This is a genomic window from Streptomyces sp. NPDC007901 (genome assembly GCF_042959465.1).
GTDB lineage: Bacteria > Actinomycetota > Actinomycetes > Streptomycetales > Streptomycetaceae > Streptomyces.
Genome location: NZ_JBIBKW010000010.1, coordinates 325169 through 345547 on the forward strand (window position 1 = coordinate 325169; position 20379 = coordinate 345547).

Genomic DNA, 20379 nt, shown 5'->3' on the forward strand with positions numbered 1-20379 from the left:
CGCTTGTCCACCCTCACCCCGCGGAGTCCCCATGAGCACCGCCACCGCGACCGCGACCGCCTCCAGCCACACCGGCACCGTCCTCGCCGACCTCCTGCCCGCGTCCCGGGTGCGCGATGCCGCCCTCGTGCTCGGCGGCGCCGCGCTCACCGGCCTCGCCGCCCAGATCGCCGTCCCCGTGCCCGGCTCCCCGGTGCCGGTGACCGGCCAGACCTTCGCGGCCCTGCTCGTCGGCACCAGCCTCGGCGCCCGCCGCGGTGTCGCCTCCCTCGCCCTGTACGCGCTGGCCGGCCTCATGGGCGTGCCGTGGTTCGCGAGCGGCACCTCCGGCCTCTCCGTCTCCTTCGGCTACATCCTCGGCATGCTGCTGGCCTCCGCCGCCGTCGGCGCCCTGGCCCGGCGCGGCGCCGACCGCGGTGTGCTGCGCATGGCGGCCACCATGGTGCTCGGCGAGGCGGTCATCTACGCGATCGGCGTGCCCTACCTGGCCTTCGCCGCCGGCATGTCCGCGTCCGCGGCGATCGCGGCCGGCCTCACCCCGTTCCTGATCGGCGACGCCGTGAAGGCGCTCCTGGCGATGGGCGCGATGCCCGCGGCCTGGAAGCTCGTCGGCCAGCGCTGACCCGACGGCGGACGACAGGGGCCCGGGGTGCGGCAAGCACCCCGGGCCCCTGTGCTGTTCCCGGCCGGTTACGACTGCTGCCGCGGCCGCCGCTGCGACCACCACACCCCCGCCGCGCCCGCCGCGATCAGCGCCGCACCGGCCGCGCCGAGCGGCAGTACGTCACGTCCCGCGCCGGTCTTCGGCAGCTGGTCCCCGCCCGGCCCCACCGGCTTGTTGTCGGTGCCCAGCAGCAACGGGGTGGCCGGGGCGTTCGGCGACGGGTTCGTCGTACCGAACGGCACCGGGCCCTGCTGCCAGAACGTCTTCTTCCCGTCCGCGCTCTGCACGGGCAGGCAGATCTTCCCGGTCTTGCCCAGGTCGAACGTGGCGTCGACCGCGTACGACTTCGACTTGCCCGCGCCGAGTGCGCCGACCGGGCAACTGAAACCGCTGTTCGAACCGGCCGGCAGATCCTTCGCGGCGATCGCGTCGCAGCCCTTGACGCCGCTCACCTTCAGGCCGTCGAAACCGACCACCAAAAGCCTGATGTCGCCGCTCTCCTTGGTCCCCTCGTTCTTGACGGTCGCGGTAATCGCCGTTTTCTGCGAACTGTTGTCGACGGAGATCTTCTCGGGCAACGTGGTCGTCAGCTTCACACCCTCGGGTGCCTGGTCAACCGCCTTTCCCCCCTTGCTGCTTCCCGGTCCCTGGTCATCGGCGGCGGCCGTGAACGGCAGGATCATCACGGCCGAGAAAGATGCCGTGACCAGCGACCCCGTGACCACGGCCAGCCGCCGGGCCATACGACGAGAACTCATGTTCGTCCCCCTTGCAACCCCCTGGACCGCGCCTGAATTCGCGGCCACTTGAAGAGGTACCACAAGATTTCTCCGCACTATGCTGGTACGGCCGTAAGTGTGACCATTGTGTGTCAGCAGGGGCGGTCGTTGAGGGGGTGCAGCGAATTGCCGGAGAATTCAGGGAGTTCAGGGAATTCAGAGGGGCCGGGGAATTCCGTTGGTCCAGGGAACGCGGGGAGCGCGGGGCCGGGTGGTGTCCCGGGGCTGCTGGTGAACGACCGCTACCGGCTGGCCGAGAGTATCGGCCAGGGAGGAATGGGGCGGGTGTGGCGGGCCGCCGACGAGACACTCGACCGGCAGGTCGCCGTCAAGGAGATGCGGATCGACGGCCTCGACGCCGAGGACACCCGCACCCGCCGCGAACGCACCCTGCGCGAGGCCAGGGCCACCGCCCGCATCGACCACCCCAACGTCGTACGGGTCTACGACGTCGTCGACGAGGGCGAACGCCTGTGGATCGTCATGGAGCTGGTGCACGGCCGCTCCCTTGAATGGATCATGGCCGAGGAGGGGGCGCTGAGTCCCCGCGCGGCGGCCCGGATCGGTCTCGGCCTGGTCGCGGCACTGCGGCAGGTGCACGCCGGGGGAGTGCTGCACCGCGACATCAAACCCGGGAACGTCCTCGTCGAGAGCACCGCCGGCCGGGTCGTCCTCACCGACTTCGGCATCGCGGCGATCCAGGACGCCAAGGCGCTCACCATGGTCGGCATGCTGGTCGGCTCCCCCGACTACATGGCCCCCGAGCGGATCTCCGGCCGCCCGCAGGGCCCGCCCTCCGACGTCTGGTCGCTCGGCGCGACCCTCTGCGCGGCCCTGGCCGGCCGCTCCCCCTTCTCCCGCGACACCACCCTCGCCACCCTGCACGCGGTCCTCTACGAGGAGCCCGAACTCCCCGCCGCCGCAGGCCCGTTGCGCGAACTTCTGGCCGCACTCCTGGAGAAGGACCCCACCACCCGTCCCGACCTGGCAGAGGTCGAACAGGCCCTGCGCCCGGTGGCGTACCCGACCCGGACCCCGACCCAGACATATCCGGCCCCGCCGCCCGAGCCGACGGAACGCCCGACACCGGTGTACGTCGACCCGACGAAGCTCCGCATGCCGCCCCCTGAGGACGAACGCCCGCAGCCACCGCCGACGCAGATATCGCCGCCGGTCAGCGCATCGACGGAGGCGGCTTCGGAACGCTCGGAGGTACGGTCCGAGACCCCGTCGGGCAATTCGGCGGCCCCCACGTTGCAGCGTCCCGAACTGCAGCGCCCCGACAGGGGCGCGGGGCTGCATCGATCAGCGGCTCCGCCGCAGGGCGCGACCAGCCACGACGAGCCCGCAGCGACCCCCCGCCGCACCACCCTCCTCGCCGTACTGGGAGCCGCGGCCGTGGCCACCGCCATAGCCGTCCTCCTCACCACCACAACGGGCGGCGGCGACAACGACAAAGCGACCAGCACCTCCTCGGCCAAGCCCACTTCGTCCGCGCCCACGGTCGAGGGAACGACCCGCCCCCGAAGCCTCCCGCCCGGCGCCCACGAGGAGGCCGGCGGTTTCGCCTGGGTCACCCCCAAGGGCTGGCGGCGGGACGTGAAGACGGGCGCCGAGGTGCACTACACCTCCCCCGACGGCCGCCAGGAGCTCGTCGCCAAGTCCTCCCTGGCCCGCGGCGACCTCATGGACAGCTGGACCGCCTCCGAACGCAGCGCCCACCAGGGCCAGGACTACCGCAAGATCCGGCTGGCCGAGACGACCTTCCGCGGCTACCCGGCGGTGGTCTGGGAGTACACCTTCACCCTCAAGGGCACCCCCTGGCACGCACGGCTGCTGGGCTTCGACGCCGACGGCAAGTCGTACCAGATCAACACCTGGTACCAGCCGGCGATCGAAGCCCAGGCCGTACGGACGTACGAACAGGTGAAGGAGGGCTTCACCCTGCTGTGAGCGTCAGCCGACGGACACCTTGTCGGCGGGCTCGGCGACGGCCGCCTGCGCGGTACGGCCGCCCGTCACCTTCTGCTTCACCACGGCGACGGCGACGACGACCGCCGCGACCAGCAGCGACAGCAGCACGGTCGTACGACCGCTGCTCGCGCCCTCCGTGTCGGTCAGCATGTAGCCCAGCACGAACACGATCAGACCGGCCGTCGCCCAGGTCAGGTACGGGTACAGCCACATCTTCACGACGAGCTTCTCCGGCGCCTCGGCCTGGATGATCTTCCGCATCCGCAGCTGCGAGAAGCAGATGACCAGCCAGACGAACAGGGCGACCGCGCCGGAGGAGTTGACGAGGAAGAGGAAGACCGAGTCCGGGAACTTGTAGTTGAAGAAGACGGCGACGAAGCCGAAGACGACGGAGGCGACGATCGCGGCCATCGGCACACCGCGGGACGTGGTCCGCGCGAACGCCTTCGGCGCGTCACCGCGCTGCCCGAGCGAGAACGCCATCCGGGAGGCCGTGTACAGGCCGGAGTTGAGACAGGACAGCACGGACGTCAGCACGATGAAGTTCATGATCTCGCCGGCGTGCGCGATGCCGAGGGAGTCGAGGGCGGCGACGTACGAGCCCTTCTCCTTGATCGACGGGTCGTTCCACGGCAGCAGCGAGACCACGATCAGGATCGAGCCGAGGTAGAAGACGCCGATCCGCCAGATGATGCTGTTGGTGGACTTGGTGACCGCGCGCTGCGGGTTCTCCGACTCGCCGGCCGCCAGGGTGGCGATCTCGCTGCCCATGAAGGAGAAGACGACCAGGAGCACGCCGGTCAGGATGGTGCCGGGGCCGTGCGGCAGGAAGCCGCCGTGGTCGGTGAGGTTCGAGAAGCCCGCCTTGTCGCTGTGCACGCCGGGCAGGATGCCGAGCACGGCCAGCAGACCGACGACGATGAACGCGCCGATCGCGACGACCTTGATGCCGGCGAACCAGAACTCGAACTCGCCGTACGAGCCGACCGAGACCAGGTTGGTGGCGGTGAGCACCACCATCACGATCAGCGCCCAGCCCCACTGCGGCACGGCCGGGATCCAGCCCTCCAGGATCTTGGCGCCGGCGGTGGCCTCGACCGCCAGCACCACGACCCAGAAGAACCAGTACAGCCAGCCGATGGAGAACCCGGCCCAGCGGCCGAGCGCGCGGTCCGCGTGCGCGGAGAACGATCCGGAGGTGGGGTTCGCGGCGGACATCTCGCCGAGCATCCGCATCACCAGCACCACGAGCGTGCCGACGAGCGCGTACGACAGCAGGATGCCGGGGCCTGCGGTGGCGATTCCGGAACTGGAGCCGACGAAGAGGCCGGCGCCGATGACGCCGCCGATCGCGATCATCGACAGATGGCGGTTCTTGAGTCCTGCGTGGAGACCGTTGCCAGTCATGGGGGGAATTCCTTTGCGCCGGGTGAGCGGGCTCTCGTACGAGCGGTGTACGAGTCGGTCCAGTGAAACGGAGGTGGGCTGATTCCTGAACCTTTGAATCCAGATCGTTACTTGAGGTTTTCCTGAGGTTCTGTAGTGTTGCTCACACTTTGCGGGACGCTTTCGGGTATGCGGCCCCGCCCCTGCCGGGTGGTTACACCCGTGTCACACTCATCCCATGCGCGTGTATCTCGGCTCCGACCATGCGGGCTTCGAACTCAAGAACCACCTCGTCGAGTGGCTGAAGGCGGCGGGTCACGACCCCGTCGACTGTGGCCCCCACATCTACGACGCCCAGGACGACTACCCGCCCTTCTGCCTCCGCGCGGCCGAGCGGACGGCGGCGGACCCCGGGTCCCTCGGCATCGTGATCGGCGGCTCCGGCAACGGTGAGCAGATCGCCGCGAACAAGGTGAAGGGCGTGCGGGCCGCGCTGGCCTGGAGCGAGGAGACGGCGTCGCTCGGCCGGCAGCACAACAACGCCAACGTCGTCGCGGTGGGCGCGCGGATGCACACGGAGGACGAGGCGACGAAGTTCGTCGAGACGTTCCTCAACACGCCGTTCTCCGAGGGGGAGCGGCACATCCGTCGCATCGACATGCTGTCGGCGTACGAGACCACGGGCGACCTTCCCCCGATCCCGGCGCACCACCCCCAGCCGTAGCAGTTCCTCCCCCAACCTTCGGCCGGGGGTACCCCCAGCGCCCCTGACGGGGCGCTGCGCCGTGGCGGGCGCCCTCCTCCCTGTCCCCTCGACGTTCACCCCTCCACCGACCGAGTCGGATGGGTGGGTGGGAAGGAAGTGCGGAAGTGCCGGAGGGGCACACCATTCATCGGCTGGCGCTGGACTACCGTCGGCTCACCGGGCCCGTGAGGGCGAGCAGCCCGCAGGGCAAGTTCTCCGACGCCGCCGCGCTGATCGACGGCGCCCCCCTCACCCGTACCGAGGCGCACGGGAAGCATCTTTTCCTCGGGTTCCGCGACAGCGACTGGGTGCACATCCACCTCGGCCTCTTCGGCAAGGTGGGGTTCGGTGACGCCCCCGCGCCGCCGCCCACCGACACCGTCCGGCTGCGGCTCGCGGACGCCACCTCGTACGTCGACCTGCGCGGGCCGACCACGTGCGCCCTGATCACGGGGGAGGAGAAGGACGCCATACACGCCCGGCTCGGGCCGGACCCGCTCCGTGCCGACGCCGACCCGGACGCGGCGTACCGGAGGATCTCCCGCAGTCGTACGACGGTCGCCGCCCTGCTGATGGACCAGAAGGTCATCGCGGGCGTCGGCAACGTCTACCGCGCCGAGGCGCTGTTCCGGCACGGCATCGATCCGTACCGCGCGGGCAGGGACCTCACCCCGGGCGAGTGGGACGCCGTCTGGGGTGATCTCGTCGAGCTGATGCGCGAGGGCGTCAGGAACAACCGGATCGACACCGTGCGGCCCGAGCACACGCCGGAGGCGATGGGCCGCCCGCCGCGCGTGGACGACCACGGCGGCGAGGTGTACGTCTACCGCCGGGCCACCCTGCCCTGCCACCTCTGCGGCACCGGCATCCGCACCGCGGACCTCGCCGCCCGCAACCTCTTCTGGTGCCCCACCTGCCAGCAGCGCTGACCGCGCGCTAGAAGCCGTGCGGCAGCCACGGCGGCACCGGTGACCCGAACGCCACCGACGCCTCCGCCAGCGCCCCCGGCCGCAGCTCGGCCACCCGGCCGGCCCGCGCCAGCGACAGCAGGGACACCCCGCCGAGGTACGCCGCCCCCAGCTCCCGTACGGACAGGGCGAGCTCGGCCGGGTCCGTCGTACGCTCGCAGGACGCGCCCTTGGGGTCCCCGGTCAGCCGCCAACGCCCCGTGTTCCAGGGGCAGAAGGCGTCCTCCACCGCCAGCACCACGTCCACCGGCGTCTGGTAGGTACGGGCCGCGAGCGCCGCACCGACGTCGACGAGACGGACGTACCCCATGTCCCGCACCTGCGTCAGACAGCGCCGGATGTCGGAGACCAGGTACTGCCAGGCGTCGTCCACCGGCCGCCCCCGTACCGTCAGCTTCGACATCAGGTCGATGCCGAACAGGAACCGCCACAGCGCCGCGTCGCTCGCGGGGTCGACGGCGGCCAGGTCCTCCAGCGACACCGTGCCGTCGTGCCCGCTCGCCGACCAGCCCAGCTTGGTGCGGAACCGGGCGTACCCGGTGACCTCCCCGTCCCGCTCGGCGACCACGCACTGCAGCGCCGACGCCCCGTCGCGCTCGCTCTCCGGGTCCAGCAGCGCCGCCCGCTCCCAGCCGGGCTGCCGGGCCAGCATCCCGGGCCGCAGCGGCACCGTCCGCGCGTACACCGCCTCGCACGCGGCGAGCACCTCGGCCGGCGCGGCGTACCGCAGCCGTACGTCGTCGGTGCCGGCCGGCACGTCCAGGGTGACCCGGCTCGTGTCGATCTCGGCCTGCAGCCGGAAGGTCGCGGCGGCGTACCCGAAGCGGCCGTAGATCGCCGGCTCGGAGGCGGTCAGCGCGGCCAGCGGCTCGCCCCACTCCCGTACGTCGTCCAGCTGGCGGCGCATCATCGAGGTCAGCACCCCGCGCCGCCGGTGCGTCGCGGCCACGGTCACCATGGTGACCCCCGCGGTGGGCAGCACGGCGCCGCCCGGCACGGTCATCCGGAACCGGAACGCGCCGCCCGTCCCCACCAGCTCCGACCCGTCCCAGACGGCCAGCGACCGCTCGAAGTCGATGAGGGAACGGTCCAGTTCACGCTCCTCGGCCGACGCCGGACCCCCGCCGAAGGCCCGCACCAGGTGCTTCCACCACCCGTCGAACTCCTCGGGACGCAGCACCTTCAACTCGGTCGCACGGTCGGTCGCCATACGCCATGCCTATCAGGGGCAATGCAGGACGAGCCAGCGAATTTCTCCCGGACGGCGACGTGAGGGCGTCCGGTGAAGTTCACTGTGAAGTCGCACGCGAAGTTGAGCCTCGGACGGGGGACAAGTGGGACCTCCCGTGCCAAGAAGCTGGTCCGATGGATAGGGTCCCGAACTAATGGCAGTAGACCGAGAGCGGCGCGCGAAGGCCGAGACGCTTACGGCCCGGTGGAAGATGCAGTGGCACCGGGCCCGCGTCGGCCTGCGCAGAAGCGCCGTGGACTACTTCCGCGGCGACGGCTCCGACTGGATCGCGCTGGTCGGACTGCTGCTCACCATCCCGGTCCTCGCGGCCATGACCCTCGCCAACTCGGTGTGGTTCTCCCCGGCCCTGCTGGTCCTGCCGATCATCGCGGGCGGCCTGTTGCTGCGCCCGGCGAGCCTGCTCGGCCTGTACGCGGCGGCGGCGACGGCCCTGATCGTGGAGTCGGTACGGCTCGGCCCCTACACCGAGGGCCCCTCCCGGGTCACCCCGGGCGTCGTCCTGGTCGTCGCGGCCTGCGGGTTCTTCGGACTGCTCACCGCGCAGTTCCGCAGCCGGGTCGGCGTGCCCTGGCGGCGCGGCGGCACCATGCTCTTCGACCTGCGCGAACGCATCCGGGTGCAGAGCAAGCTGCCGAAGCTGCCGCCGGGCTGGCACCGCGAGATGGCCCTGCGGCCGGCCGGCGGCCAGTCCTTCTCCGGCGACTTCGTGGTCGCCTCCCGCACCAACAACGGCCGCACCATGGAGGTCGTCCTCACGGACGTCTCCGGCAAGGGTATGGACGCGGCGTCCCGCGCCCTGCTGCTCTCCGGCGCCTTCGGCGGCCTCCTCGGCTCCCTGCCCCCGCACGCCTTCCTGCCCGCCGCCAACGGCTACCTGCTCCGCCAGGACTGGGACGAGGGCTTCGCGACCTCCATCCACCTGGTCCTGGACCTCGACTCCGGCGACTACGAGCTGTACTCCGCGGGCCACCCGCCCGGCCTCCAGCTCAGCGCGGGCAGCGGCCGCTGGGAGGAGAAGGCCGCGGAGGGCCCCCTCCTCGGCGTCTACGACGGCGCCCAGTTCGACTCGGTCAAGGGCTCCCTGCGTCCCGGCGACGTCCTGATGCTCTTCACGGACGGTCTGGTGGAGACTTCCGACCGGGACATCATGGAAGGCATGGACCGGCTGACCGGCGAGGCCGACCGCTATGTGGCCGGCGGCTTCCACGGCGCGGCCTGGCACCTCATCGAGGCCGTCGCCAAGGACGTCAACGACGACCGAGCACTCCTGCTGATCTGCCGCGAAGCGGCCAGGTGACGTGACCCCGACCCCCCTCTCCCTCCCCGAAGTCGAGGCGATCGCCCGCGCCGCCCACGCCGGGCAGACCGACAAGGCCGGGCGGCCCTATGCCGAGCATCTGGCCGCGGTCGCCGAAGGGGTGCGTAGCCGTGGTGGTGACGCGGAGCAGGTCGCCGCCGCGTGGCTGCACGACTCCGTCGAGGATCACGCCGTGACGGAGGAGTGGCTGGGCTCGGCTCCGCTCACGCCCCGTACCAGGGCCATCGTGCTGGCGCTGACCAAGCGGGAGGGGGAGGACCCCGAGGCGTACGCGCGCCGCATCCTGGACACCCCGGGCGCGCTGCTCGTCAAACAGGCCGATCTCGCGCACAACGCGGACCCCGGCCGTCTGGCCGTACTCGACGGACCCACCCGCGAGCGGCTGACCGAGAAGTACGCCCGGATGCGCGCCCTCCTCGGCCTGCCCGCGTAGGCGGACTCACGCGTTGGCCATCTCCCGGCCGCGCCGGCCGCGCTCCCGGGCCAGTTCCGCCGCGTCCTGCCGGAACGCCCACTCCATCCCCGGCTCCATGGCGAACCGGAACACCCGCCGGACGGGCCGGGTGCACAGCAGGGTCACCCCGGCGCCGGCGAGCGCGGTGACGAGGATCTCGCCGAGCGGGCCGTGCAGCCACCTCGGGTCGAACCAGCCCGCGTGGACGCCGTACTTCACGACGAAACCGTGCAGCAGATAGCCGTAGAGCGTGCCCGCGCCCAGTGCGGTGAACCACATCCTGCGGCCCGGCACCCAGGAGAAGAAGGCGGCCGTCAGCACCATCGAGCAGCCGAACATGGCGAGCACCATCACCGGCCCGCACCACCACGGCGCACCCAGTTCCTGCGCGGAGTCACGGTGGTAGAACCATGCGGTGTTCATCCGCGGCACCGCCCACCAGGAGAACGCCAGCGCGACCGCGAACACCGGCACCGCGGCGATCCGCACCGGCCACCTGCGCACCAGCCGGAAGTGCTCGGGCCGCAGGCACAGGCCGAGCACGAAGTACGGCAGGAACTGCAGCACCCGCTGGAGGTCCAGATCGTCACCGATGCTCGGCGACACGGACGCCAGCATCGCGACGGCGAAAGCGAGCGGCAGCGGGTGGCGGACCGCCCGCCAGATCGGCGTGGTCAGCCGCCAGGCGAACAGCGCGCACAGGAACCAGGTCAGGTACCAGGGGTCCAGCAGGCTGATGTCCTGGCCGGAGGAGCCGACGACGAAGCGTTCGAACAGCGAGTAGGCCGTCTCGAACAGGACGTACGGCACGACGACCCCGGTGACCAGCCGCTTCAGCCGGTCCGGGCGCAGGTCGAAGTTCCGGGAGAAGTAGCCGGAGACGATGATGAACGCCGGCATGTGGAAGGCGTACACCACGGAGTACACCGCCTCCAGGACGCGGCTGTCGCCCTTCAGGGGCTCCCAGGAGTGACCCATCGCGACCAGCACGATCGCCAGGTACTTGGCGTTGTCGAAGAAGGCGTCGCGCTCCGTGCCTCTCGGCGGTCGGGCCGGGGGGCGGGGTGTTCGGTTCTGGCCGGGGGGCGTGGCGGCGTCAAACATCTGAGGCACCTTAGCGATGTCTGTGGGATTCCGTAAAACCCCCGACGGGAATCCTGGATATGAGCTGGGACACGTGCCGAACCGCCCTCCGCATTAGTGGAGTCGACTCCTCTACTCATGCAGTTCCATCCGGCACTTACACCCGTGATGTCCCTATTCATCCTGACTAATTGGTGCATAACATCCGCGTGTGGACCTGCCCTGTGGTGCCTGTGTCAACAATTCGAATTCGCTGCGCGCGCGTTGTGTGGACACGGAAACCATCTCTGCCAATTGCCGTGGATCCAGGGGCGGGTGGACCCTCGAATTACTGTGCGGGCGGCGGTCGGTGTGAGATGCACTGTCGACGTTGTGTCACGGACCGCATAGTGCGGCCGGGTTGGTGGCACGATGGTTCTGGCGGGGGTGCGGGGTCGTACCCCTGGGCCGGGAGAGCGGAACCGACCGAGGGTGTGATCAGTTGTGGCCATTTCACTGTCTGTGGTGCTGCTGTTGGCGATCATCCTGGTAGTGATGATCAGAGGGGGGAACATCAAGGCCGGCCCCGCGATCGTCGCGGTCCTGTTCGGCTTCTTCCTCGCGTCGACCGGGATGGCCCCGTCCATCCAGCGGTTCCTCGACTCGATAGCGCAGACCATCAACTCGATCAGCTTCTGACCGTGGCCACGGCCCCTGGACGCACCGAAGGCCCAGGGCAGAGGGGGAAACCTCTCACCTGGGCCTTCGCCGTGCAGAGCGGGCGACGGGAATCGAACCCGCGTAGTCAGTTTGGAAGACTGAAGCTCTACCATTGAGCTACGCCCGCACACCACGCGCCGCAGGTCGGTGACCGCGGCACAGGAGGCATCGTAGCGGGTCGCGGGCTGCGCGGGCCAATGGGTTGGTCTGGGCGGATGTCGGTGAACAAAGCGGCCGACGCGGGCAGCCCGGGCATGTACCCTACGTGTCGCACCGATACGGGGTGTGGCGCAGCTTGGTAGCGCGTCCGCTTTGGGAGCGGAAGGCCGTGGGTTCAAATCCCGCCACCCCGACCACCACCTGACGGCGTCCGTCTTGATCGCCTTTTGGGGCGCTGAGCGGCTGCGGTTACTATGCAAGCTGCGTGCCCGTGTGTCCCGGCCCGCCAGACGGCGGCCTACGAACTCCTCCGGGCGGCGAAACTCCGCCGGGCCCCTCTGGCACCGGCAGAACCCAAGAAGTCAGCCACAAGGAGACCGAACCGTGAAGAGCGCCGTGGAGACCCTGAACCCGACCCGGGTTCGGCTCACTGTCGAGGTGCCCTTCGAGGAGCTCAAGGACAGCCTCGACGCGGCGTACCAGAAGATCAACCAGCAGGTCACGGTGAAGGGCTTCCGCAAGGGCAAGATCCCGGCCCGGGTCATCGACCAGCGGTTCGGTCGCGGTGCGGTGCTGGAGGAGGCCGTCAACGACGCGCTCCCGAAGTTCTACACCGAAGCGGTCAACGAGGCCGAGCTCAGCCCGCTCGGCCAGCCCGACGTCGACATCACCGAGCTGAAGGACGGCGAGACGCTGAACTTCACCGCCGAGGTCGACGTCCGCCCCGCCCTGGAGATCCCGGACTACACCGGCATCGAGGTCGAGGTCGACGCCGTCGAGGTGACCGACGAGGACATCGAGAAGTCCGTGGAGCAGCTCCGTGAGCGCTTCGCGTCCACCTCCCCGGTCGAGCGTGCCGCCGAGGACGGCGACGTCGTCACCGTCGACCTGGAGGCCAAGGTCGACGGCGAGGTGCTGGAGGACGGCATCGCCAGCGGTGTCTCCTACACCATCGGCTCCGGCGAGCTGCTGGACGGCATCGACGACGCCGTGAAGGGCCTGGAGGCCGGTGGCGAGGCCACCTTCGCCTCCGAGCTCAAGGGCGGCTCCGCGGCCGGCAAGGAGGCCGAGGTCACCGTCAAGGTCACCCAGGTCGCCGCCCGCGAACTCCCCGAGCTGGACGACGAGTTCGCGCAGCTCGCCTCCGAGTTCGACACCCTGGACGAGCTCAGGGCCGACAGCCGCAAGCGGCTCGCCAACATGAAGACGTACGACCAGGCCACCCAGGCCCAGGAGCGCGTCCTGGAGAAGCTCCTGGAGCTCGTCGAGGTGCCCGTCCCCGAGAAGCTCCTCGAGGACGAGATCAACACCCGCAAGCACAACCTGGAGCACCACCAGCTCGGCCAGATGGGCCTCGACCTCGAGAAGTACCTGGAGATCCAGGGCAAGACCGCCGAGGAGTTCGAGACCGAGACCCGCGAGGCCGCGGTCAAGGGCATCAAGACCCAGTTCGTCCTCGACGAGCTGGTCAAGAAGGAGAACCTCAACGTCAACCAGGAGGAGCTCACCGAGCACCTCATGCGGCGTGCGGCCTCCTCCGGCATGTCCCCCGACCAGTTCGCCCAGGCCGTCGTCGAGGGCGGCCAGGTTCCGCTCCTGGTCGGCGAGGTCGCCCGCGGCAAGGCCCTGGCCGTCGTGGTCGAGGCCGCCACGGTGAAGGACACCAACGGCGAGCTCGTCGACCTGGACGACGAGGACGAGGACGAGACGGAGGCCCCCGAGGCCGCCGACGAGTCCCCCGAGGCCGCCGACGAGGAGAAGGCCGAGGGCTGACCCCACGGCGCCCGTAACGGCGTACAGAGGGGCTCCTGGGCACTGTCCCGGGGGCCCCTTTGTCGTAGAGCTCGGGGATCAGCGCCCCGAAAGGGGCGCGGGGCTGTGTTCGATATGCGGCCACCGCCGCGTGGGCGCGAGCAACCGCGACGCACCCGCACGCGCCCACGCACCGACGCAACCACGGCGAGTAGCCATCGGACCACCGGCGTTGCCGCTACGCCCCCGGCGAACAGCCCTGTTACCGGGATTCCCCGAAGGGACCATCGCGTTAGGGTCCATGAGTACGAGGGCAGCCAAGCCCCCGGCTACGGAAACGTGAGACGGCCCGGCGCCGTCGTAAGACGAGCAGGTGGATACGTGACGAATCTGATGCCCTCCGCCGCCGGCGAGCCTTCCATCGGTGGTGGCCTCGGCGACCAGGTCTACAACCGGCTGCTCGGCGAGCGGATCATCTTCCTGGGTCAGCAGGTGGACGACGACATCGCCAACAAGATCACCGCGCAGCTGCTGCTGCTCGCGGCCGAGCCCACCAAGGACATCTTCCTCTACATCAACAGCCCCGGCGGTTCGGTGACGGCCGGCATGGCGATCTACGACACCATGCAGTTCATCCCGAACGACGTGGTGACCATCGCGATGGGCATGGCGGCCTCGATGGGCCAGTTCCTGCTCACCGGCGGTACCGCGGGCAAGCGCTTCGCGCTGCCGCACACCGACATCATGATGCACCAGGGCTCCGCGGGCCTGGGCGGTACGGTCTCGGACATCAAGATCCAGGCCCAGTACCTGCTGCGCACCAAGAAGACCATGTCCGAGCTGACCGCCCTGCACTCCGGTCAGTCCGTCGAGACGATCGTCCGCGACGGCGACCGCGACCGCTGGTTCACCCCGGAAGAGGCCAAGGAGTACGGTCTTATCGACGGGATCATCACGCATGCCTCCGGTGTTCCGGGAGGCGGCGGCACCGGCGCCGCCTGAGCCCGGCCAGGCCGCACTCCGCCGAGACTCCAGCCCCCCGAACGCCACCAGGACGGTGAACACCCTCATGAGCAACATTCCCGGCGCCGCTGACGCCCGCTACGACGGGCCCCGGCCCGACGCCCGCTACGTCATCCCGCGCTTCGTCGAGCGCACCTCCCAGGGCATCCGCGAGTACGACCCGTACGCGAAGCTCTTCGAGGAGCGCGTGATCTTCCTCGGCGTCCAGATCGACGACGCCTCCGCCAACGACGTCATGGCGCAGCTGCTGTGCCTGGAGTCGATGGACCCGGACCGGGACATCTCGATCTACATCAACAGCCCTGGTGGCGACATGACCGCCCTCACGGCGATCTACGACACCATGCAGTTCGTGAAGCCCGACATCCAGACGGTCTGCATGGGCCAGGCGGCCTCCGCCGCGGCGATCCTGCTGGCCGCGGGCACGCCCGGCAAGCGCATGGCGCTGCCGAACTCCCGGGTGCTGATCCACCAGCCGGCCGGTTCCACCGGCCGCGGCCAGCTCTCCGACCTGGAGATCATCGCCAACGAGTTCACGCGGATGCGTGAGCAGCTGGAGAACATGCTGGCCAAGCACTCCAACCGGCCGATCGAGAAGGTCCGCGAGGACATCGAGCGCGACAAGATCCTCACGGCCGAGGAAGCGCTGGAGTACGGCATCGTGGACCAGATCATCTCCACCCGGAAGATGAACAACCCGTCGGTCCTCTGACAGAGGATGTAGTCTCTGCCGCCCTTGGCATGGTTTGACCGCGTGCTCGGCAAGGTGCACGTCAAAGTGAACCGTGCCAAGGGGGGCCCGTACGAGGGGCCCGGCAAGGTACCGTCGACATAAGGCAGCACCAGGAGCCGCTGGATTCGAAAGAGTCCAGGCGTCTCCCAGGCGAAGGGGAAGCACACCGTGGCACGCATCGGTGACGGCGGCGATCTGCTCAAGTGCTCGTTCTGCGGCAAGAGCCAGAAGCAGGTCAAGAAGCTCATCGCAGGGCCCGGTGTGTACATCTGCGACGAGTGCATCGATCTCTGCAACGAGATCATCGAGGAGGAACTCGCCGAGACGAGCGAGGTGCGCTGGGAGGAACTCCCCAAGCCCCGCGAGATCTACGAGTTCCTGGAGGGCTACGTGGTGGGCCAGGAGCCCGCCAAGAAGGCCCTCTCGGTCGCGGTGTACAACCACTACAAGCGCGTCCAGGCAGGGGAGAACGGCGGCGCCCAAGGCCGCGACGACGCCATCGAGTTGGCGAAGTCCAACATCCTCCTGCTGGGCCCCACGGGCTCCGGCAAGACCCTCCTGGCGCAGACCCTGGCCCGCATGCTGAACGTCCCGTTCGCGATCGCCGACGCGACCGCGCTGACGGAGGCGGGCTATGTGGGTGAGGACGTGGAGAACATCCTCCTCAAGCTGATCCAGGCGGCCGACTACGACGTCAAGAAGGCCGAGACCGGGATCATCTACATCGACGAGATCGACAAGGTAGCCCGAAAGAGCGAAAATCCTTCGATCACGCGGGACGTCTCCGGCGAGGGTGTCCAGCAGGCCCTGCTCAAGATCCTCGAAGGCACCACGGCCTCCGTCCCGCCGCAGGGCGGCCGCAAGCACCCGCACCAGGAGTTCATCCAGATCGACACGACGAACGTCCTGTTCATCGTGGGCGGTGCCTTCGCCGGCCTGGAGAAGATCATCGAGTCCCGGGCGGGCGCCAAGGGCATCGGCTTCGGCGCCACCATCCGCTCCAAGCGGGAGCTGCAGTCGAAGGACCAGTTCGAGGACGTCATGCCCGAGGACCTGGTCAAGTTCGGCATGATCCCCGAGTTCATCGGCCGTCTCCCCGTCATCACCTCGGTCCACAACCTGGACCGCGAGGCGCTCCTCCAGATCCTCATCGAGCCGCGCAACGCCCTGGTCAAGCAGTACCAGCGCCTCTTCGAACTCGACGGCGTGGAGCTGGACTTCGAGCGCGAGGCCCTGGAGGCCATCGCCGACCAGGCGATCCTCCGCCAGACCGGCGCGCGCGGCCTGCGCGCCATCATGGAAGAGGTCCTCATGTCCGTGATGTACGAGGTCCCGTCCCGCAAGGACGTGGCCCGCGTGGTCATCACGGCCGACGTCGTCCACTCCAACGTCAACCCGACCCTGATCCCGCGCGACGCGCGCGGCCGGGGCTCGGGGGAGCAGAAGTCGGCGTAACCCCGCCAACACCGAAGCGCCGGGCCCTCCTCGGAGAGCCCGGCGCTTTCGTGTGTGCCAAAAGGGTGCGGGCAGGCCCTACCTGGCGACGCGGGCCTCACCGCGTACGTCGGCCGCGATCTTCGCCGAGTCGTCGAGGCTGTACGTCTTCACCGCTGCCGTCGGCTCCACCATGCCGATGGTGCTGTAGTCCGCCCAGATGCACAGGTAGGCCGTCTGGTCCTTGCCGGTGAGCTGGTTCTTGCCCCTGGCCTGCTGGCACTTCATCACCGCGCCGTCCAGGCCGTCGGGCGAGACGGACTGCGCGTCGCCGACGAACTGCACGTCGTCGCCCGAGGAGCTGTCCTTCTTCATGTTGGCGAAGGTGGCGTCCAGCGCGGCCTCGGGGTCCTTCACCGTGCCGTACACCCCGAAGAAGGTGACGTTCTCGGCGGTCTGCGCCTTCGCCACGTCCGTCGGGTCGCTGGTGTCCAGGGACTGCAGATCGACGGTCGAGTAGATCGCGCTGACCGAGGTGGCACCGGTGACACCGGACTTGGCGAGGTCCTTCGCGTCGCTCGAACTCGCCTTCTGCTCGCTGGAGTCACCCACCCGCTTGTACTTGGCGGACAGGATCGCGGCCGGCGCGGAGAGCTTGTGCGGCCCGTCGTCCTTCAGCCCCGAGCCGCTGCCGGCGAGCACGAAGTACGCCCCGACCGCGACGGCGGCGACCACCGCGACCGCCCCGATGATCAGGCCCGTCTTCTTCTTCCCGCCGCCCGGGACCGGCGGCTGCGGGACGCCGTAGGGCTGCTGGCCGTACGGGGGCTGGCCGTAGGGCGGCTGCTGCTGGCCGTAGGGGTTCTGCTGCGGCGGGACCGGCGGGCCCTGCTGCGGGTAGCCGTAGCCCGGCTGCGGCGGGGCCGCCGGCGGGGCCTGCTGGGGGTAGCCATAGCCGGGCTGGGGCGCCTGCGGCGGCTGGCCGTACGGACCCGGCTGCGATCCGTACGGGCCCGGCTGCTGCGGCGGCGGCCCGCCGTACGGGCCCGGCTGGTTGTAGCTCATCTCTGGGTTCCCCTCCAGATGCTTATGTGTTCCTGACATCCTGGCGCAGTCACAGGGAACCCATGGCGTGGGGGTCCCACCGTTACAGAACAAACGCGTTTCGGGACACGCCCGGGACACCTCTAAACTGAGCCCCGTGACCGAGAATGCTCAGCAGCAGCCCACAGCGCCCAGCACCGAACTGCCGACCCAGTACGCGCCGGCCGACGTAGAGGGGACGCTGTACGAGCGCTGGGTAGAGCGCGGTTACTTCGCGGCCGACGCCAAGAGCGACAAGCCCGCGTACACCATCGTCATCCCCCCGCCGAACGTCACCGGCTCGCTGCACCTGGGCCACGCCTTCCAGCACACGCTGATGGACGCGCTGACCCGCCGCAAGCGCATGCAGGGCTTCGAGGCGTTGTGGCTGCCCGGCATGGACCACGCCGGTATCGCCACCCAGAACAAGGTCGAGCAGCAGCTCGCCGAGGAGGGCAAGTCCCGCCACGACCTGGGCCGCGAGGAGTTCGTCGAGCGGGTCTGGCAGTGGAAGGAAGAGTACGGCGGCAAGATCCTCGGCCAGATGCGCCGCCTCGGCGACGGCGTCGACTGGGACCGCGAGCGCTTCACCATGGACGAGGGCCTGTCCAAGGCCGTCCAGACCATCTTCAAGAAGCTCTACGACGACGAGCTGATCTACCGCGCCGAGCGCATCATCAACTGGTGTCCCCGCTGCCTGACGGCCATCTCGGACATCGAGGTGGAGTACCAGGAGGACGACGGCGAGCTGGTCTCCATCAAGTACGGCGAGGGTGATGAGACGCTGGTCGTCGCGACCACCCGTGCGGAGACGATGCTCGGCGACACGGCCGTCGCCGTCCACCCGGACGACGAGCGCTACCGGCACCTCATCGGCAAGCGCATCAAGCTCCCGCTGACCGACCGCACCATCCCCGTCGTCGCCGACACACATGTCGACCCGGAGTTCGGCACGGGTGCCGTCAAGGTCACCCCGGCCCACGACCCGAACGACTTCTCGATCGGCCAGCGCCACGGCCTGGAGTCGATCACGGTCATGGACGAGCGGGCGGTCATCACCGTCCCCGGCCCGTTCGAGGGACTGGACCGCTTCGAGGCGCGTTCCGCGATCGTCGGCGCGCTGCGCTCGCAGGGCCGGATCGTCGCCGAGAAGCGCCCGTACGTCCACAGCGTCGGCCACTGCTCGCGCTGCAAGACCACCATCGAGCCGCGGCTGTCCATGCAGTGGTGGGTCAAGGTCGGCCCGCTGGCGAAGGCCGCCGGTGACGCGGTCCGTGACGGGCGGGTCAAGATCCACCCCGAGGACATGTCGAAGCGGTACTTCGACTGGGTCGACAACATGCACGACTGGTGCATCTCGCGCCAGCTGTGGTGGGGCCACCGCATCCCGGTCTGGTACGGCCCGGACGGCGAGGTCGTCTGCGTCGGCCCCGACGAGCAGCCGCCCGGCACCGAGGCGGAGGGCTGGAAGCAGGACACCGACGTCCTGGACACCTGGTTCTCCTCCGGCCTGTGGCCGTTCTCCACCCTCGGCTGGCCCGAACAGACCGCGGACCTGCGGAAGTTCTACCCGACCGACGTCCTGCTCACCGGCCACGACATCATCTTCTTCTGGGTCGCCCGGATGATGATGTTCGGCCTCTACGCCATGGACGGCGAGGTCCCCTTCAGGACCATCGCGCTGACCGGCCTGGTCCGTGACGAGCGCGGCAAGAAGATGTCGAAGTCCTTCGGCAACGTCGTCGACCCGCTGGACTGGATGGACAAGTACGGCTCCGACGCCGTCCGCTTCACCCTGGCCCGCGGCGCCAACCCCGGCACCGACGTCCCGATCGGCGAGGATTGGGTCCAGGCGTCCCGCAACTTCGCCAACAAGATCTGGAACGCGACCCGCTTCGCCCTGATGAACGGCGCGACGGTCGAGGGCCCGCTCCCGGACCCGTCGGAGATGTCGGCGACGGACCGCTGGATCCTCTCCCGCCTCAACAAGACGGTCGCCGAAGTCGACGCGTTCTACGACGACTTCCAGTTCGCGAAGCTCTCCGACTCGCTCTTCCACTACGCGTGGGACGAGGTCTTCGACTGGTACGTCGAGCTGTCCAAGACCACCTTCCAGGCCGGCGGCCACGGCGCCGAGGTCTCCCAGCGCGTCCTCGGCGAGGTCCTGGACGTCACCCTGAAGCTGCTCCACCCGGTGATCCCGTTCGTCACGGACACCCTGTGGACCACGCTCACCGGCGGCGAGTCGGTCGTCATCGCCGACTGGCCGTCCGACAGCGGCTTCCGTGACGAAGCGGCGGAGAAGGAGATCGAGACCCTCCAGTCCGTCATCACCGAGGTCCGCCGCTTCCGCGCCGACCAGGGCCTGCAGGCCGGGCAGCGGGTCCCGGCCCGCCTCACCCTGGACGGCACGGCCCTCGCCCCGCACGAGGCCGCCATCCGCCAGCTGCTGCGCCTCCAGCCGGAGGGCGACGCCTTCGCGGCGACGGCCACCCTCCCGGTCGCCGGCGCCACGGTCGCCCTCGACCTCTCCGGCACGATCGACGTCGCGGCGGAGCGCAAGCGCCTCGCCAAGGACCTCGCCGCCGCCGAGAAGGAGAAGGCCCAGGCCACGGCCAAGCTGGGCAACGAGGCGTTCCTGGCGAAGGCCCCGGACAACGTGGTCGACAAGATCCGCGGGCGCCTCGCCAAGGCCGAGGAGGACATCGCGCGGATCGAGGCCCAGCTGGACCGCCTTCCGCAGGCGTAGCCCCAAGCGTCCCCGCAGGCGCCCGGCAGCCCCTTCCAGGGGCCGCCGGGCGCCTGCGCGCATCTCCCGGTCACCCGGCGCCGACTCCGCACCGCCCTACAATCCAAAAGTAGGAACATGACCT

The 20379-nt window shown here is 69.6% G+C and carries 17 protein-coding genes and 2 tRNA genes; 13 read left to right on the forward strand and 6 right to left on the reverse strand.

The features are described from left to right. The first annotated feature begins 31 nt into the window (after positions 1-31). Positions 32-622: a biotin transporter BioY gene (locus tag ACFZDK_RS31170; RefSeq protein WP_390977253.1), complete on the forward strand. Its 591-nt coding sequence runs from the start codon at positions 32-34 to the stop codon at positions 620-622. Positions 623-690: 68 nt separating this feature from the next. Here the strand turns inward: ACFZDK_RS31170 and ACFZDK_RS31175 are convergent, their stop codons facing one another. Continuing rightward, on the reverse strand, positions 691-1347 hold the full coding sequence (locus ACFZDK_RS31175; protein WP_390977318.1) for an LPXTG cell wall anchor domain-containing protein: 657 nt from the start codon (positions 1345-1347) through the stop codon (positions 691-693). 372 nt (positions 1348-1719) lie between these two features. Between ACFZDK_RS31175 and ACFZDK_RS31180 the strand changes: the two genes are divergently transcribed. Continuing rightward, complete coding sequence (locus tag ACFZDK_RS31180) at positions 1720-3396, forward strand: protein kinase (protein WP_390977319.1); 1677 nt, start codon at positions 1720-1722, stop codon at positions 3394-3396. A gap of 3 nt (positions 3397-3399) precedes the next feature. On the opposite strand, the gene ACFZDK_RS31185 is transcribed toward ACFZDK_RS31180, so the two are convergent. Next, the gene (locus ACFZDK_RS31185) at positions 3400-4824 is read right to left on the reverse strand and encodes an amino acid permease (RefSeq protein WP_390977254.1); all 1425 of its coding nucleotides are present in this window, start codon (positions 4822-4824) and stop codon (positions 3400-3402) included. Positions 4825-5041: 217 nt separating this feature from the next. Here ACFZDK_RS31185 and ACFZDK_RS31190 point away from each other — a divergent pair, with 217 nt between their 5' ends. Beyond that, the gene (locus ACFZDK_RS31190; protein WP_390977255.1) at positions 5042-5527 is read left to right on the forward strand and encodes a ribose-5-phosphate isomerase; all 486 of its coding nucleotides are present in this window, start codon (positions 5042-5044) and stop codon (positions 5525-5527) included. 146 nt (positions 5528-5673) lie between these two features. Continuing rightward, positions 5674-6477, forward strand: coding sequence for a DNA-formamidopyrimidine glycosylase family protein (locus ACFZDK_RS31195; RefSeq protein ID WP_390977256.1), 804 nt, complete (start codon positions 5674-5676; stop codon positions 6475-6477). Between the two features lie 7 nt (positions 6478-6484). Here the strand turns inward: ACFZDK_RS31195 and ACFZDK_RS31200 are convergent, their stop codons facing one another. Beyond that, the gene (locus tag ACFZDK_RS31200; protein ID WP_390977257.1) at positions 6485-7726 is read right to left on the reverse strand and encodes a GNAT family N-acetyltransferase; all 1242 of its coding nucleotides are present in this window, start codon (positions 7724-7726) and stop codon (positions 6485-6487) included. Between the two features lie 175 nt (positions 7727-7901). On the opposite strand from ACFZDK_RS31200, the gene ACFZDK_RS31205 reads away from it, so the two are divergent. Further along, a complete protein-coding gene (locus tag ACFZDK_RS31205) occupies positions 7902-9065 on the forward strand; it encodes a SpoIIE family protein phosphatase (RefSeq protein ID WP_390977258.1) in 1164 nt (387 codons plus the stop codon). Position 9066: 1 nt separating this feature from the next. Next, complete coding sequence (locus ACFZDK_RS31210; protein ID WP_390977259.1) at positions 9067-9519, forward strand: HD domain-containing protein; 453 nt, start codon at positions 9067-9069, stop codon at positions 9517-9519. A gap of 6 nt (positions 9520-9525) precedes the next feature. Here the strand turns inward: ACFZDK_RS31210 and ACFZDK_RS31215 are convergent, their stop codons facing one another. Beyond that, a complete protein-coding gene (locus tag ACFZDK_RS31215) occupies positions 9526-10644 on the reverse strand; it encodes an acyltransferase family protein (protein WP_390977260.1) in 1119 nt (372 codons plus the stop codon). 462 nt (positions 10645-11106) lie between these two features. Between ACFZDK_RS31215 and ACFZDK_RS31220 the strand changes: the two genes are divergently transcribed. Then, positions 11107-11301 carry a hypothetical protein gene (locus ACFZDK_RS31220; RefSeq protein WP_390977261.1) on the forward strand — a complete coding sequence of 65 codons (195 nt, stop codon included), beginning with the start codon at positions 11107-11109 and terminating at the stop codon, positions 11299-11301. Between the two features lie 77 nt (positions 11302-11378). Here ACFZDK_RS31220 and ACFZDK_RS31225 read toward each other — a convergent pair. Continuing rightward, positions 11379-11449: transfer RNA gene (locus ACFZDK_RS31225), tRNA-Gly, on the reverse strand. A gap of 152 nt (positions 11450-11601) precedes the next feature. Between ACFZDK_RS31225 and ACFZDK_RS31230 the strand changes: the two genes are divergently transcribed. The 5 genes from ACFZDK_RS31230 (at position 11602) to clpX (ending at position 16444) form a co-directional block, all read left to right on the forward strand. Beyond that, positions 11602-11678, forward strand: a tRNA-Pro gene (locus ACFZDK_RS31230). Positions 11679-11865: 187 nt separating this feature from the next. Further along, a complete protein-coding gene (gene tig / locus ACFZDK_RS31235) occupies positions 11866-13254 on the forward strand; it encodes a trigger factor (RefSeq protein WP_390977262.1) in 1389 nt (462 codons plus the stop codon). Between the two features lie 372 nt (positions 13255-13626). Further along, complete coding sequence (locus ACFZDK_RS31240) at positions 13627-14235, forward strand: ATP-dependent Clp protease proteolytic subunit (protein ID WP_390977320.1); 609 nt, start codon at positions 13627-13629, stop codon at positions 14233-14235. 67 nt (positions 14236-14302) lie between these two features. Then, positions 14303-14968, forward strand: coding sequence for an ATP-dependent Clp protease proteolytic subunit (locus ACFZDK_RS31245; protein ID WP_390977263.1), 666 nt, complete (start codon positions 14303-14305; stop codon positions 14966-14968). A gap of 189 nt (positions 14969-15157) precedes the next feature. Next, positions 15158-16444, forward strand: a complete 1287-nt coding sequence (gene clpX, locus ACFZDK_RS31250) for an ATP-dependent Clp protease ATP-binding subunit ClpX (protein ID WP_189261442.1) — start codon at positions 15158-15160, stop codon at positions 16442-16444. A gap of 78 nt (positions 16445-16522) precedes the next feature. On the opposite strand, the gene ACFZDK_RS31255 is transcribed toward clpX, so the two are convergent. Further along, entirely contained in the window at positions 16523-17488 is a 966-nt protein-coding gene (locus ACFZDK_RS31255; RefSeq protein ID WP_390977264.1) for a hypothetical protein, read from the reverse strand. Between the two features lie 136 nt (positions 17489-17624). Between ACFZDK_RS31255 and ACFZDK_RS31260 the strand changes: the two genes are divergently transcribed. Continuing rightward, on the forward strand, positions 17625-20255 hold the full coding sequence (locus ACFZDK_RS31260) for a valine--tRNA ligase (protein WP_390977265.1): 2631 nt from the start codon (positions 17625-17627) through the stop codon (positions 20253-20255). The last annotated feature ends 124 nt before the right edge of the window (positions 20256-20379 follow it).

Bases quoted from the DNA above. Each gene is read 5' to 3' on its own strand.
- ACFZDK_RS31245 (WP_390977263.1), top strand. From the start codon at position 14,303: ATGAGCAACATTCCCGGCGCCGCTGACGCCCGCTACGACGGGCCCCGG.
- ACFZDK_RS31200 (WP_390977257.1), bottom strand. From the start codon at position 7,726: ATGGCGACCGACCGTGCGACCGAGTTGAAGGTGCTGCGTCCCGAGGAG.
- ACFZDK_RS31240 (WP_390977320.1), top strand. From the start codon at position 13,627: ATGCCCTCCGCCGCCGGCGAGCCTTCCATCGGTGGTGGCCTCGGCGAC.
- ACFZDK_RS31185 (WP_390977254.1), bottom strand. From the start codon at position 4,824: ATGACTGGCAACGGTCTCCACGCAGGACTCAAGAACCGCCATCTGTCG.
- ACFZDK_RS31190 (WP_390977255.1), top strand. From the start codon at position 5,042: ATGCGCGTGTATCTCGGCTCCGACCATGCGGGCTTCGAACTCAAGAAC.
- ACFZDK_RS31180 (WP_390977319.1), top strand. From the start codon at position 1,720: ATGGGGCGGGTGTGGCGGGCCGCCGACGAGACACTCGACCGGCAGGTC.
- ACFZDK_RS31255 (WP_390977264.1), bottom strand. From the start codon at position 17,488: ATGAGCTACAACCAGCCGGGCCCGTACGGCGGGCCGCCGCCGCAGCAG.
- ACFZDK_RS31175 (WP_390977318.1), bottom strand. From the start codon at position 1,347: ATGATCCTGCCGTTCACGGCCGCCGCCGATGACCAGGGACCGGGAAGC.
- ACFZDK_RS31215 (WP_390977260.1), bottom strand. From the start codon at position 10,644: ATGTTTGACGCCGCCACGCCCCCCGGCCAGAACCGAACACCCCGCCCC.
- ACFZDK_RS31205 (WP_390977258.1), top strand. From the start codon at position 7,902: ATGGCAGTAGACCGAGAGCGGCGCGCGAAGGCCGAGACGCTTACGGCC.
- ACFZDK_RS31170 (WP_390977253.1), top strand. From the start codon at position 32: ATGAGCACCGCCACCGCGACCGCGACCGCCTCCAGCCACACCGGCACC.